Annotated in this window: 11 protein-coding genes; all 11 read left to right on the forward strand. The window is 42.2% G+C overall.

Annotation, left to right across the window (positions count from 1 at the left end):
• Positions 1–94 precede the first annotated feature (94 nt).
• The 11 genes from ICC18_RS01025 to ICC18_RS01075 all read left to right on the forward strand — a co-directional run bounded on the left by ICC18_RS01025 (position 95) and on the right by ICC18_RS01075 (position 15790).
• Entirely contained in the window at positions 95–1699 is a 1605-nt protein-coding gene (locus tag ICC18_RS01025; RefSeq protein ID WP_188172524.1) for an extracellular solute-binding protein, read from the forward strand.
• A gap of 72 nt (positions 1700–1771) precedes the next feature.
• The gene (locus ICC18_RS01030; RefSeq protein WP_188172525.1) at positions 1772–2707 is read left to right on the forward strand and encodes an ABC transporter permease; all 936 of its coding nucleotides are present in this window, start codon (positions 1772–1774) and stop codon (positions 2705–2707) included.
• Between the two features lie 16 nt (positions 2708–2723).
• The gene (locus ICC18_RS01035) at positions 2724–3599 is read left to right on the forward strand and encodes a carbohydrate ABC transporter permease (protein WP_312029461.1); all 876 of its coding nucleotides are present in this window, start codon (positions 2724–2726) and stop codon (positions 3597–3599) included.
• Positions 3600–3834: 235 nt separating this feature from the next.
• Positions 3835–5439: a response regulator transcription factor gene (locus tag ICC18_RS01040; protein ID WP_188172526.1), complete on the forward strand. Its 1605-nt coding sequence runs from the start codon at positions 3835–3837 to the stop codon at positions 5437–5439.
• A 23-nt stretch (positions 5440–5462) separates the two neighbouring features.
• Positions 5463–8204, forward strand: a complete 2742-nt coding sequence (locus ICC18_RS01045) for a sensor histidine kinase (protein WP_188172527.1) — start codon at positions 5463–5465, stop codon at positions 8202–8204.
• A gap of 177 nt (positions 8205–8381) precedes the next feature.
• Positions 8382–9338 carry an ABC transporter permease gene (locus ICC18_RS01050; protein ID WP_188172528.1) on the forward strand — a complete coding sequence of 319 codons (957 nt, stop codon included), beginning with the start codon at positions 8382–8384 and terminating at the stop codon, positions 9336–9338.
• Positions 9339–9358: 20 nt separating this feature from the next.
• Positions 9359–10225 (forward strand): carbohydrate ABC transporter permease, encoded by an 867-nt coding sequence (locus ICC18_RS01055; RefSeq protein WP_188172529.1) that lies wholly within the window; start codon positions 9359–9361, stop codon positions 10223–10225.
• Between the two features lie 64 nt (positions 10226–10289).
• A complete protein-coding gene (locus ICC18_RS01060) occupies positions 10290–11951 on the forward strand; it encodes an extracellular solute-binding protein (RefSeq protein ID WP_188172530.1) in 1662 nt (553 codons plus the stop codon).
• 24 nt (positions 11952–11975) lie between these two features.
• A complete protein-coding gene (locus ICC18_RS01065; RefSeq protein ID WP_188172531.1) occupies positions 11976–13013 on the forward strand; it encodes a sialidase family protein in 1038 nt (345 codons plus the stop codon).
• Positions 13014–13170: 157 nt separating this feature from the next.
• Complete coding sequence (locus tag ICC18_RS01070) at positions 13171–14178, forward strand: substrate-binding domain-containing protein (RefSeq protein ID WP_188172532.1); 1008 nt, start codon at positions 13171–13173, stop codon at positions 14176–14178.
• Between the two features lie 4 nt (positions 14179–14182).
• Entirely contained in the window at positions 14183–15790 is a 1608-nt protein-coding gene (locus ICC18_RS01075) for a response regulator (RefSeq protein WP_188172533.1), read from the forward strand.
• Positions 15791–15800: the final 10 nt, after the last annotated feature.

Here is a 15800-nt window from a genome sequence, read left to right on the forward strand (position 1 = left end):
GATTTCCATGGACTGAAATATACGGGATACTTAGGTCAAGAGGCCATCGGCCTTGATCAAACATATTAATTACCAATGGAGGTCGAACGAATCAATGAAACCGAAAACAAAGGTAGTATCAGCCATCCTATCCTTGGTTATGCTGAGCGGTGCCGCAATGGGTTGCTCAAAGGGGGGAGAGAATACAAATACTTCTTCTTCATCAGAGCCTAGCGCCATTACGGGAACCGCATCCTATCCAATCAAAACAGATAAGAAGCTGACTTACTGGGGCGAGTACATTACGGTGAAGCCGAACATGTCGGAGGTTCCGTTCTTCCAGGAATGGCAGAAACGGACGGGAGTCCCCATTACTTTCATCAGCCCTCCTGCCGGGCAGGAGAAGGAAGGGTTAAATGTGCTTCTCGCTTCGGGCGATCTGCCGGATATGATGGAGTATGATTGGTTCAGTTTTCCGGGCGGTCCGGAGAAAGCAATCAGTGACGGCTATATTTTGAGACTGAACGACGCCATTGATAAATATGCGCCGAACCTTAAGAAGTATTTGAAGGAGCATCCGGAAGTCGATAAGATGGTCAAAACCGATAACGGAAGCTATTATACGTTTCCTTTCATTCGTGGCGACGCCATGCTGCAGGTGTACCAGGGGCCGATCGTCCGTAAGGACTGGCTGGATGAGCTGGGCCTGAAAGTCCCGGAAACAATCGATGACTATTATAATGTATTGAAAGCGTTTAAAGAGAAAAAAGGTGTCACCGTGCCATTGTCTTTCACCGGTATCGGTCAATTCAATAACGGAGCCTTCGTCGGAGCTTACGGCACTAACAGGGGCTTTTTCGAAGAAAGTGGAAAGGTCCTTTACGGACCGATGCAATCCGGCTACAAAGAGTTCTTGACCACGATGCGCAAATGGTATGCCGAAGGCTTGCTTGACAAAAACATTGCAGCTGTAGACGGAAAAACGCTGGATGCCAATATCACATCCGGGGCAACCGGCATCACAATCGGCAATGCAGGCGGCGGGATTGGCAAATGGACGCCAGTTCTAAAGGAAAAGGATCCGAAAGCGATTCTGGCTCCGGCGCCTTATCCGGTATTGAACAAAGGGGAAACACCGAAATTCGGGCAGAAAGACCACGCTTATACCACGTACGATAATGTTGCCATTTCGGGGAATTCGAAAAACGTTGAGCTTGCCGTGCGATTACTGGACTGGGGATATAGTGAAGAAGGACACATGTTCTACAATTTCGGGCAGGAAGGCGTCAGCTACAAGATGGAGAACGGGTACCCGAAATATACCGATCTACTGATGAAGAATCCGGAAAAGCTCGCACCGGCACAAGCGATGTCGCTCTATATTCGCGCTAATTCCGGAGGTCCGTTCGTCCAGGACAAGCGCTATATCGAGCAATATCTTACGCTTCCGGAGCAGCAGGAGGCAATCAAGATTTGGGCGAAGACGGATTCTGATAAATACAGTCTCGGACTCTCTACGTCTACTTCGGAGGAATCGTCCGAGCTCGCGAAAATCATGAACGATGTAAATACGTTGATGGACGAGATGACATTAAAAATAATTTTGGGAACTGAGCCAGTGGATGCTTACGACAAATATATGGAAAAGTTGAAAAGCTTAAAAATTGACCGTGCATTGCAAATCAAGCAGTCGGCTTACGATCGTTACTTAAAGCGTTAATCGGAAGAGCGGAGGGGACAGGAGCGCGGCTGCATTCCTGTCCCTTTTCACTCACAAGGAAGGGAGAGCGCTATGGAGAAGCTTACGGCAAGACCGGTCACGTTTCGCAGAACACTCGTCAAGGATTTTATATTAAACAAATATTTATATATCATGATGGTCCCGATCATTGCGTTTTATGTGATCTTTCATTATTTACCGATGTATGGCGCTATTATCGCATTCAAAGAGTATACGCCCATTAAAGGCGTAATGGGGAGCAAATGGGTAGGCTTTGAGCATTTCGAATCGTTCTTTAGCTCCTTTTATTTTTGGCGTATTCTCAAAAACACGCTGCTTCTGAGTTTTTATAATCTAATCTTTGATTTTCCGGCGCCGATCCTGCTCGCTATCATGATCAATGAAGTTCGAAGCAAAGTATTCAAGAAGTCGGTTCAGCTTATCACCTACATGCCGCATTTTATTTCGATGATCGTCATTGCAGGTATTATTAAGGACTTTACGAACAGCAACGGGATCATCACCTATCTGTGGACGTTTTTCGGGGGCGACAGCACTTCGATGCTACAGCATCCCGAGCTGTTTAGGCCGATATACATCATATCGGGAATATGGCAAGGGATCGGGTGGGAGTCGATCATTTATTTGGCCGCTTTAATGGGCATCGATCAGGAGCAGTATGAAGCAGCTCGCATCGACGGAGCAGGACGTTTTAAACAAATTTGGCATATTACGCTGCCGGGCATTATGCCGACGATTATGATTCTGTTCATCCTGCGCATGGGCAACATGCTGAATGTCGGCTTCGAGAAGATTATTTTGCTCTATAACCCGACTATATACGAAACGGCAGACGTCATTTCCTCGTTCGTTTACCGCAAAGGTCTGCTGGAATTCGGATGGAGCTACAGCTCGGCGGTCGGCATATTCAATTCGGTCGTTAATCTGATTCTGCTCGTAACTGCAAACTGGATCAGTCGAAAGGTCAATGAGCACAGCTTATGGTAGTTAAGGAGGGATTCTGGTGAGAACAAATTTATCTGAAAAATGGTTCGACTTAACTATCTATGTGCTGCTTACGATGCTGATGATCGTCACGCTGTATCCGCTCTTGCATGTCGCATTCGCTTCCGTAAGTGACGGTAACGCGCTTATCGCACATAGAGGTTTATTGCTAAGACCGCTCGGCTTCGATTTTGCCGCTTACAAAAAAGTATTCGAAAGCGGCGAGATGCTGAGAGGGTATCGCAATACGATGTTTATTGTCGTTGCAGGCGTTGTATTGAACTTGTTGTTCACGGCGCTCGGGGCGTATGTCCTTTCCCGAAAAAACGTACTGTGGAACAAGGCATTTATGATGATCATCATGTTCACGATGTTTTTTAGCGGAGGTTTGATCCCGTTTTATTTGATCGTCAAAGGAATTGGGTTATACAATTCACTATGGGCGACAGTCATTCCCTTTATGGTCAATACGTTCAATATGATCGTCATGCGAACCGCTTTCCAAGGCGTGCCCGTCAGCCTGGAGGAATCGGCCAAAATCGATGGAGCGAATCATTGGGTCATCCTGTTTCGGATTATTATTCCGCTTTCCTTGCCGGTTATGGCGGTTATGGGCATGTTTTATGCGGTAGAGAAGTGGAACGGCTGGTTTTACGCGTCGATATTTCTAAAGGACCGGGAGCTGTACCCGCTGCAAATATTGCTGCGTGAGATCCTGATCTTGAATTCTACAGATACGATTACCTCGAACTCCGGTGTCGGGGAGCAGCTTCAAGTCGGAGAAACCGTGAAATACGCGACCATTATGGTGGCCACCTTGCCGATACTGGCTGTCTATCCGTTCATACAGAAATACTTCGTCAAAGGTGTAATGATAGGCGCATTAAAGGGGTGAGAGAGTCTATAATAAGACTTGCCCCCCTTATAAACTAAAAGCGAGCGGTTTCCCTTAGCGGGGTGAACGCTTGCTTTTATTTTTACCGTGTATTCCAGCGCCTTCAAGCAATTGTTCACGTACGCTTCGTTTTCATGAAGAAATGATAGGATTTCTAAAAAAATGAAATATGAGCTGCTGCCCTACGAGCTACAATATAGGGATTACCTAACGAGAATTCAGGAGGTGAATGGGATTGTACAGGCTGCTTATTGTTGAAGATGAAGAGATCTTCAGAACGGTTCTGCCAACGATTATTGATTGGAATTCCATAGGTTTTGAAGTAGCAGGGGTATGCGAAAATGGATATAAGGCTCTGGAGTTTTTAGACAAAACAGAAGTTGATGCTATTCTGACAGATATACGGATGCCTGTATTGAACGGTCTTGAATTGGCTATGGAAGTAAAGAGCAAGTTTCCAAAAACGAAGGTAACACTATTCAGTGCTTTCAATGAATTTGACTATGCAAGGAAAGGCTTAGAGTGCGGGGTTTACGGATATATTTTAAAGTCTGACGGGGAAGATGAAATTGTTCATCATTTTACAAAGCTTAAAGATGTTTTAGATAAAGAAAATCAAATCAGGATGGATAGTGAAGATATTTGGAGACAGCGGGAAATTCTCTTTAAAGAAATTATGGAAAGTAATTCAAACACAAATGAGAAAGCGGTTACAAATATTCAAAAAGCCGGTGTTTTTGTTAAAAATAAAGATTACCGCATTACTTTGTTTCGACTCGATGAATATAAGCATCTGACCTTTTATTCCGGGGCAGACAGAGTACGAAGTATCCATGAATTTATCCGAGGGTATTTATATGAACATATCGAAATTCAAAATAAAGGGACGGTTATTTCGTTAAATGAAATGTTCTGTGTTTTATGGACGCTTCCTGAAAAAGATTTTGTGCAAACGGTAACTGAAGTATTTAGCAATTTGAAGGAAGAACTGGGCATGTATAAAAAAAATGAAGATGAATGCCTTGATATTTCTTGTGTGATTGGAAATACGACAGCTAATTTACAAGAACTTTGTCATTCGTATCTACATATAAGAGAGGCATTCCTGCACAAAGCTTACATTGGCAACTGTATGATCAATGAGAGTGAACTGGATCCTAACAGCAAACGGATATTTACCTTCATGGAGGAAGAAAGGTTGATGAAAGAAATCATGCCGCTTGTTAATGGCAAAGCGCATGTAAAATTAATCGAATATCTGGATACACTCAAAAATCAATTAATAGATTCCAAATTAACAGATATTGATATGATTTCAGGGTTTGCTGTTAAACTGGTTTTATCTATAGTGGGCGAATTGGGACAAATGGGAAAAAAATCGGATGTGTTTTTGGAAAAATCCAACTATGCGATAAAAGAAATCGGATATTGTGAGACGATTGTAATGATTTTCAAGAAGTTGGAAGCGTTTACTGTCGAGGCATTTGATTTACTTAATGAAGAGAGCCCTATGAAAAACAGAAGGATTGTGGATGAAGCCCTGGCGTATATAAGGAAAAACTATTCCGGTCAAATAAGCCTTGAGGAATTAGCAAGGCATGTAAATGTTCATCCTGTTCATGTTTCCAGGCTGTTCAGTAAGGATTTAGGACAAACATTTAAGCATATCCTCACTGAAGTGCGAATTGAAGAAGCAAAAAGGCTTCTAAAGGATATAAACTATAGAGTCTATGAGATATCAAGTTTGGTCGGTTACGAGAAGCCTCGTTATTTTAGTGAACTTTTCAGAAGCGTCACAGGACTTACGCCGTTGGAATACAGAGAAAAATACAAAGGGTAACCTAAAACTTATGAGGAGTTTGCATGATTAAATTTAACTTTAAAAAGTCTCTGGAAAAGAAAATTATTTTATTCGGTATTGTTTTTTCAGTGATATCTATATCGTTAACTACCTTAACATGCTATTTTGTCACAAATAAAATTATTTTGTTTCAGTTCGAACGCGTAAATGAGATAGCTACAGGTGCAGCAGTAGAAAAGGCCAATACGTATTTGGGCGAAATCGCCAATACGGTTAGTTTGTCTATGAAAAATGAGTATTTTGACAGGATTATCAGTGCGGATGAATCAGACCCTTATGTTCTTATAAAAGCACAAAAGGACTACGAGGATTTTCTGAAAAGTCTTATTCTAACCAATGATAAGGTGGATTCCGTACTTGTAGTTGATTACCATAGAAATATTTTTATCAAGGCTAGTAATTCTGTTGGAAAAAACTATGACAAATACGGATCTGCACAATTTTATAACCAATTAAAGAAACCTTTGCTGCAAAACGCTGAAAGTCAGTTTTTCCTTGATAGATATAGAGAAGGGATCTATGAAAGGTTAGCTATCATAAGTCCTGTATTCGAGCCGTATACCAATGAAATAAAGGCCTATATGGTTGTGGTGCTCAGTAAAAAGCTTATTGAGGAGATGCAGTTTGCAGGGAATGGAATTTTTATTACGGATCATGCAGGGAACTCAGCTGAAGTTTCCTTTAGTCAACATGCAGGTGAATGGGCTGAACAAAAATTCTCATTTAAAAATGCTCTAAACTATGAAGGGTGGACGATAACCAATACGTTCACTTTTGACAAGCTTCAAAAGTCCATTCATAAAAATTTTACTGCCAATATTCGGATTGGTTTATTATGCCTGGCTTTATCCATCATTGTACTGGCTATTACAGGTAAAAAAATTGTTAAGCCTATTAAAAATATGGAAATGCAAATAGGTTCGCTTAATCACAGCTATATTGAAAAAAAGCCAATAGCTTTGTCGAAGAGGCGATTAAGCTTCAAATTGACTTTGCTCATTTTGTATTCCGCTATAGTAACGGTTCCGGCTGTATTAATAACAGGCAGCTCCTATATATCCGCCAAGCACACGGTAGAAAGCCAGGTAGGGTCTGTCTTTGAATATAGTGCTCAAATTCTCTATCAACAGATGGAGTTTGTTTACAATAATTATCGGAGGTTGACCATTGAGACTTCCTCTTTCAATGAGAAGGTCCAAAAGCTTCTGGATGTTAGCAAATCTTCAAATACCGATCAAGAGATTCGGGATGAGATGAATAATATCATTCTTTCCAGAAATTTATTCGATAAAGGAATATCTAATATTACCATTTATAACGCAGACGAACGCCTGGTATATTCCTCTACCTACGGAAGGCCATTCATGATGCGTCCCGATGCCAAAACGGATTTGGGTTACGTAAAAGATCATTTTAGTACTTTTTTATGGCGAAGCTATACGGATTCACCCTTTAATAAAAAAGGTATACGTATAGGCATGCAAATAAGAGGTGTTGCAGATGGCATCGAGGCTGGAAAATTATTAGGGTTTATCTTAGTTGATTTTAATGGTGAAGAGATAGAGAAGATGCTGAATGTGTTTGTTAAGTACAGTTATTTGGATTTATACCTTGTGGACCAAACAGGCAAAGATATCTTCAGTGATACCGGCCGAAGTGAAAAGAAAAGCTTGTTAGAGGCAGTAACAACCCATAAACCTTCCTTAGAACAGAATGAAAGGGCGGTTTTTAGGGATGGCGGAAATAATTATTTGATGATTTCGAAGTTCTTTGATGAAAACGGGTGGAGTTTAGTATTCCTTTTAAAGGACTTTAATGAGAATGAGTACATACTGTTTTACAGTATAGTGGTTCTCTCAGGGCTTATCATACTAAGCTTTGGGTTCTCGTACGGATTCTCTTCTATTCTTTCAAGGAACATATCCTCATTGGTTAAAACCGTAAGAAACGTGAAAAGAGGAAACCTGCAAACCCGTTTTAAGAGCTCCACAGAGGATGAAATCTATGAATTAGGGAATAGCTTCAATGAGATGCTTGAGCGCATAAATCTGCTAATTGAAGAAAAATATATATCCGAGGTTAAGATCAAAGATGCTGAACTTAAAGCCAAGGAATACGAATTAAATCTGCTGCAGTCACAAATCAACCCTCATTTTCTTTACAACACTTTAAAAACCGCACAATATATGGCTTTTGCTAAGGATCCCAGGACAGAGAAAATGATCAAACTGCTTATCGCATTGTTTAAAACGAGCATCACCCGGGGAGAAAAAGTGGTGAAGGTTAGTGAGGAAATCGCACATGTGAAAACCTACATAGAAATACAGCAAATGCGGTTTGGGGGCAAAATTAAGGCAATTTTTGATGTAAGTGACGATACGTTAGATATTCCGGTTCTGAAGCTGACGCTGCAGCCAATCGTGGAAAATGCCATTTATCATGGCCTGGAGGTAACGGATCATGGAGGCACTATCGTCATCGAAGTTCGAAAGATGCAGGAGAAGTTGAAGATAACAATCGGTGACAATGGTGCAGGAATGACAGAGGACAAGTTGTTGGAAATCAGGGCGAGGCTCGAGGGGAAAACAAAAGGGGAAAGCATAGGGATCATCAATGTTCATGAACGAATAAAATTATATTTCGGAGAAGAATATGGGATTGAAGTAGACAGTAGTACTTTAGGAAAAGGTACCGCGGTCATCATCTATTTTCCTCTGTTGGAACAACAGGGTTACTTTATTTGAGTAACCCTGCTGCTTATTTCTCAAAGATTTGCTTCACTTTTGGGGGATTAAACAGGTTAAGAAAACGTAACAAATGTTAAGTTAGAGTCGTACTCAACACTCATGAAAACGCTTTATAATGAACCCAAGCAACATCACTTACGGATATCCAATACAAAAATAAAAAGGAGAAGAAACATGGATACTGAAGCAATAAAAACATCCGGACTGTTTATTAAGAAAAAACCAAAGTCTGGTTATCAAAAGAAAATGAAACTTATATCAAGATATAAATATTTCTATTTCATGCTGCTCCCTGTGCTCATTTGGTATCTAATCTTCTGTTATATCCCCATGTATGGAATAACGATGGCTTTTCAGGACTTTTCCATGAGTAAAGGATTTTTTAACAGCCCATTCGTTGGATTGAAACATTTTAAAGAATTATTTAGTGATGAAGATTTCTGGCGGGCATTTTGGAACACCGTCATTATTGCCGTATACCGACTTCTTACGCAGTTTCCAATTCCTATCATGATTGCACTGCTGCTAAACGAAGTAAGGCATATTAAATTCCGTAAGTCGGTTCAAACGATTATCTATTTACCGCATTTTATTTCGTGGGTTATCGTTGCTTCCATATTCATCACTTTTTTTAGTCCGGAGACAGGGATTGTTGCAGCCATTTTTAAAGAACAAGCTACGGATATGCTGACAAACCCGGAACTATTTAGGCCTGTGCTCATTTTAACGGATCTCTGGAAAGAGGCGGGATTTGCCACTGTCATCTATGTTGCGGCCATGGCCAGCATCAATACGGAACATTATGAAGCCGCTGTCATGGATGGCGCCGGAAGATGGTCCCTTGTATGGAATGTGACAATACCTGGCATTCGTAATGTCATTTTTATCATGTTTATCTTAATTATCGGAAAAGTTTTAACTTGGGGATTTGACCAAGTATATAACTTCTACAATCCAATGGTCTATTCAACCGGTGATATTCTTGATACCTACATTTTCAGAACCGCTCTAGGAGATAACAAATTTAGTTACGCGGCAGCAGCTGGAATGCTAAAGTCTGTTATATGCGCTGTACTACTTATAGTTTCTAACAGGATTGTAAAGGCATTTGGTCAAGAAGGTGTCTATTAACACGGGGAGGAGGATTCTACATGTATATACAAAAAAGGTTTGCACTAGCTGATACGATCATCTATCTAATCCTTGGTTTATCAGCCCTTATCATACTACTGCCTTTGTGGAGGATCTTGGTTATCTCTTTTTCCACGCAAGAAGTATATTTGACAGACCCGTATCACCTGATTCCCAAGAGTTTCAGTCTTACAGAGTACAAGAGAGCTCTAGGCAGTATCGGAGGAATTGTAACTGCTTTATTCAGATCCGTTCAAATAACGACGCTTGGAACAACAATAAGCATCATACTCACCAGTTTTGGTGCTTACGCACTATCCAAGAAGGATCTTCCGGGCAGAGGAATCATATTTCGCTTAATTGTGTTTACCATGTTTTTTAGTGGGGGATTGGTTCCGTTTTATGTACTAGTTAGAAATCTGCATCTCATTGATACCATTTGGTCGTTGGTTTTACCTACTGCGATCTCCACGTATAACCTGATTATTATGAAAAATTATTATGCCAGCATTCCCGCAAGTCTTGAAGAAGCTGCGAGAATTGACGGATATAATGACATTCAAATACTGTTTAAGATTATTATTCCGATATCTATGCCTGTTTTTGCCGCTATTAGTTTATTTTACGGTGTAGCTTTATGGAATGACTACTTTTTAGCAACATTATTCATTAATTCAAATGACATGTTCCCGCTTCAGGTTTTATTGCGACAGATGATTATTCAGGATATGGTTACCGCGGAGGTAGGCGTCATGACGTCGGGATCCAATATGGAGCAGTTTAAAATGGCTTGCATTATCATTGGAATGATTCCCGTCCTCATCATTTATCCATTCATCCAGAAGTACTTTACCAAAGGAATCATGATGGGTGCGGTAAAGGAATAATGGAAATCCCCCACATGGTGGATTACATAAATAGGTCATTATATGAAAAGGAAGAGGTAAAAAGATGAAAAAGCGTCATCGGATTATTAGTAGCTTGTCTTTGTCACTGTTGCTAGCCGGTACTGTATTAAGCGGATGTGCACAGAATGACCAGTCCAATGCTCAATCAAGCGGCCAGCCAAAAGATACGGGAAGCAGCCAGCAAAAAGAGCAAAAAGCGACTGAACCGGTTCCAATCCGCTGGGTACGTGCAGCCAACGAGCAGGACCCCCAAAAGGATCGCATCCTTCTGGAACTCCAGAAAAGAACGAATACGAAGATTGAAATTGTAAGCATCCCAAGCGATCAATTTGCCAACAAAATTAACCTCATGATGGCTTCGGGAGAAACATTTGACATCGCTACGGTTGACCCCGGCAAAACATTGAACGAATGGGCTAAGAATGGCTTGATTTTGTCGTATGATGACTATTTAAAAAGCGGTAAGTACCCGCACATCAATGCTATTGTTAACTCTGAGGTTTACAAAGGCTTTAAGATTGACGGAAAGTCTTATTACAAGCCACTGGGGCTTGCTCCCATGCAGTGGGGCTGGGTTATTCGTACAGACTGGCTGGAGAATTTAGGCTTAAGTATGCCTACGACTCTCGAGGAATTTTATAACGTTGCCAAAGCCTTCAAGGAAAAAGATCCGGATAAGAATGGCAAAGCGGACACCTATGGCGTTTATACAAGGGCAAGCGGTATGTCCGATCCTTCTATTACCCAGCTTGGACAGTTTATATCAAGAGCACATGCCGTAGCAGGCAGAACAGACAACTGGGTGGCCCAGCCGGATGGAAGCATTACCAGATATGAAGTATCGCAGAATGCAAAAGATTCGGCAGCTTTCTTTAGAAAGCTGGTCAAAGAAGATCTTATTAACAAGGATTGGCTGAGCTTAAAACCCGATGGTGCCCAAGGTCCTGAGTCGGATGATTTCGGAGCAGGGAAATACGGCATAGCTGCTACAACGAAACCTGATTTATTCTTGCAAAAGGCTAAGTCTGTTAATCCGAATGCCAAAATCGCCTATCTTCCACCGCTTAAAGGTATGAACGGAGTACCTGCTAACTTAGGTCATTCAGGCGGTTTCTGGAGGGGGAATATTATTCCGAAGACTTCTAAGAACCCTGAAAAGGCATTGGAATTAATCGAATATACGCTAACTAAGGAAGGCAGAGAACTGACTCTGTTCGGAATTAATGGAACCCACTTTACCGGTGTTAAAGAAGAAGGCGGCAAGAGAATCTTTACTGTAAACAAGGCTGAAGCCGACAAAGACTGGGACACCAAAAAGAACGGGTATCTGTATCCATTAGCATGGGGTGCGATGAATTATTTTGAATATGCTTACATTCCGATCAAAGAAAGCAATTTTAATTATGACGAGGCGTTTAAGAAGCTGCAGCCATGGATTCCTACCGAAATGGCAGAAGGCGCTTTCACGGATTGGTTTGCTACCAACGCTAAGTATACAATGGCTCCACCGCTCATGAATGTTTTTGATGATAAACTTCTTGGAGACCAAACCAAATTAAGATCAACCTTTGGAGAGGGCTGGTTGAAGGCTATCATGGGCGACGATTTTGAAGGCGCTTGGGCTGAACTTCAGAAGAAGTGGCTGGCAGCAGGCGGTCAGGACGTTATTACCTATGGACAGGAATTGTATAAGAAAAACAAATAGCATAAACTCGTTGGAGTGATAAGAATGCCTATCGAAAAATTCACAATCAGCCGGGACGATTCCATTTATGAAGCGTGGCCGGATGTTACGCTAACCGTTCAAGGAAAGCTGATCTGTGTGTTCTCGGAATGCACCCACCATAATGATCGTTCCTACACCCGGATCGTATATAAGGAAAGCTCCGATCGAGGCCGTACCTGGGGCCCGAAAATCCCGTTAACGGAAGGAACAAATGGCCGACCGAATTGGAACTGTCCGCGAATATCCCGTCTGTCCGACAACAGGCTTGTCATCGTAGCCGATAAAATTTTCGGGGAGCGGGAGTCGAAGGGCAAAAATTATATGTGGCTCGGCGATCCGGAAGGAACGGAATGGCAGGGACCGATCGAAACGCCGGTAACGGGTATCGTCCCGGATAAGCTGTGCGAACTGCCGGGAGGGCGCTGGCTGATGTCGGCCCATGATAGAAGCCCCGTTCACGGCTATGGGGAGCAGTTGCTGTGGTATTCCGACGATCAGGGGAGGAGTTGGACCGGCCCTGTTACTGTCGCCAGCGAGGCGGGATTGAATTTGGTCGAAACGAGCATCCTGCCGCTGCCGGACGGAACGCTGGTTGCATTCCTTCGCGAAAATTCCGGGGAAGGCTGGGACTGCTACAAAGCCATATCCCATGACCGGGGCGAAAGCTGGGAAGGTCCTTACCGGGTTCCGCTGCCGGGCTGCCACAGACCTGTATCCGGTATGCTGCAAAGCGGCCGCATCCTGATTACGTACCGGTTTCATCAGGGAGGTAAGGGCTGGCTGGGGGCTTGGACGCAAAACTTGTTCGCAGCGCTTACGGATATTGGATCTGCTGTGGCAAAGGAGCGCAAAGAGCAAACGACGAGAATCATGCCGATCGATTTCGACAGAAGTCCACACTCGGACTTGGGATACTCCGGTTGGGTACAGTTCGAAGACGGAGAGATCTATGTGGTCAATTATATCGTCGACGATGCGCCTAACGCGCAAATTCGAGGATACAGCTTTTGGGAAGATGACTTCTTGTGGAGCAGTGAGTAAAGCAGTGAAGCAGCGATTTTAACAAGCGATGTCGAAGACCGGGACTCCGTGGAAAATATGGGGGTCCCGGTTTATTATTTTATCTAAGAACAGTGATCGAAGGAAATCAGATGCACTTGTCGAATAGTACATAAAAAAAATTAGGGGTTAGTTTATTATGAAAAGTATAAAAGTAATATCATATTTATTTTTTGTACTTGCTTTGGTTACGCTTACGGCATGCTTTTCAAGTACAACATTGGAACCTTCTATACCATCTGAATCAACCGTTACACCTGTAGCAACAGAAAAAGCAGAACCGGCAAATACAGAAAAAGAAGTAGTGGTAGGATTTACTTTGCAAAATTTAAGTAATCCATTCTTTGTGGCGATGTCCAAAGGCGCTACTGCAGGCGCCATGCTGCATGGTGCTGACGTAATTACAGTAAGTGCAGAGGGCGATTTGGATAAGCAGACAGCTCAAATCAAGGATTTTATAGCGAGAAAAGTAAATGTGATTCTGCTAAATGCTGTAGATTCCAAAGGTATAGCGGGTGCTGTCAGTCAAGCTAAAGCGGCAGGAATCCCGGTCATTGCAGTTGACGTAGGCGCAGATGGAGGCGTAAACACGGTTGTAACCTCAGATAACTATCTTGCCGGAAAATTGGCTGGAGAATATATAGTTAAACGTTTAAACGGTAAAGGAAATGTTGTTGTCATTGATGGCCCGCCAGTATCTGCCGTAACGGATCGTATCGCCGGGTTTGAAGAAGCGATTAAAGCTGCTCCAGGAATTCAAGTAGTTGCTAAAAAAAATGGGCATGGCAACCGTGACATATCGCTTTCAATGATGGAAACCATTTTGCAGGCCTATAAAAAAGGGGAAATTGATGCTGTATTCGCAACGAATGACCCGTCTGGCGTTGGCGCTAAAATCGCTGCGGAACAAGCAGGTCGCGACAAAGAAATGTTTATCGTCGGTGTTGATGGAGCACCAGATGCCATAAAGGCGATCAAAGAAGGCAAAAGCTTTGCTGCAACCTCGGCACAGTATCCGTTTGAAATGATTAAATTGGCCATGGATGAAGGCTTTAAGGTTCTTAAAGGTGAAAAGATAGAATCGTTAATTAAAATTCCTGTTGACTTAATTACTCAAGATAATGTAGAAACCTATAAAGGCTGGTAAAGGTATGTATAAGATTATCATTGCGGATGATGAAGACAACGTAAGAGAGGGAATACGGGATAGTTTGCAATGGGAAGATCTGGGATTTGAATTGGTCGGCGACTTTGTAAATGGCCGTGATGTGCTCCAGTCCCTTGAACAACTTCAACCTGATGTCGTTTTAACGGATATCAACATGCCCTTGATGGATGGGTTAGAAGTGACACGTTATCTCTTTGAACATTATCCTCAGATCAAAATCATTATTCTTACGGGTTACGACGAGTTTGAATACGCTCAACAAGCCTTGAAGCTGAAGGTACATGATTATATCTTAAAGCCGAATACGGCTGAAGAATTATCTCAAATTCTCTCCAAAGTAAAGGCGGATCTTGATGATGAGAATCGCAAGGTAGAGGATTTAAGCAAGCTTAAGCAGCAGCTTAGAGAGAGTTTGCCTCTTGTCAGAGAGCGGTTCTTGAACCAGTTGGTTACGGGAGAACTCCGTGAAAGCAAGCTTGGGGATAAGCTTGCCTATTTGGATATTGATTTACCGGGAAGCTACTATGTAGTCGCAGTGATAGATGTAGATGATCATGGGGAATTGCAAAGATTTTACCCCGAAAGCGAGAGCGAACTACTCTATTTTGCCGTGTGTAATATTGCCGGGGAAATTATTTCAAGAAAAAAGAACGGAATTGTGTTCCAAAACAATAATGAAAAAACAATTGCCATCCTCTTTGGCGGTCATATAGAAGCGCTTCGTGAAGAGGCCGTGCATATTTTCGAAGAGATCAATCGATCGGTAAGAGAGTATCTGAAGTTTACAGTGTCCATTGGTGTGGGCGATATTTGCAACTCTCTAAATAAAATTCATCATTCTCATAAAAAGGCTTCACATGCGCTTGATTATCGCTTTTTCCTTGGAAAGAATCGGATCATCCATATCGGCGACATTGAAGGGGGAACGGGGGAGAGGGTTCCTTACGATAAACATTGGGAAAGAAAGCTCGCTACTACTTTAAAGTCGGGAACTCAGCAGGAGATTGAAGGGATCATTGAGAAAATCATTGAAAATCTGAAGGAATCCTATCTGCCAATGGATCGCTGTTATATTCACATCCAGCAAATCATCGTCTCGATTTTGGATGTTTTGGATGATCTTGAGATTTGTGAAACACTCCATAGCAATTCGTCTTCAAGCCCATTGACCGAAATTTACGGGTTAAAAACGCTTGATGAAGTTGAAGATTGGCTGAAAAATTATTGTCTGAGCACCACGGGTATTATCCTAGAAACAAGAAACAATGCTTGCAAGATTCAAGCTTTGAAGGCGGAAGGATATATTAAAGAAAATTATGCGGATGCGAATATGTCCATGGATATGGTTTGTAAGTATCTGGTTCTAAGCACTAGTTACTTTAGCCTTATTTTTAAAAACCATACCGGAGAAACTTTCATCAGTTATCTAACCCGGATTCGCGTGGAAAAGGCGAAGGAATTGCTTAAATGTACGGATTTGAAGACTTACGAAATCGCAAACCGTATAGGCTATGCGGACCCCCATTATTTCAATTTAATTTTCAAAAAAGCGACGGGTATGACCCCGACTGTGTATCGTAGAATGGTATAAAAGGGGCGAA

The sequence above is a fragment of the Paenibacillus sedimenti genome (genome assembly GCF_014534655.1).
Lineage (GTDB): Bacteria > Bacillota > Bacilli > Paenibacillales > NBRC-103111 > Paenibacillus_E > Paenibacillus_E sedimenti.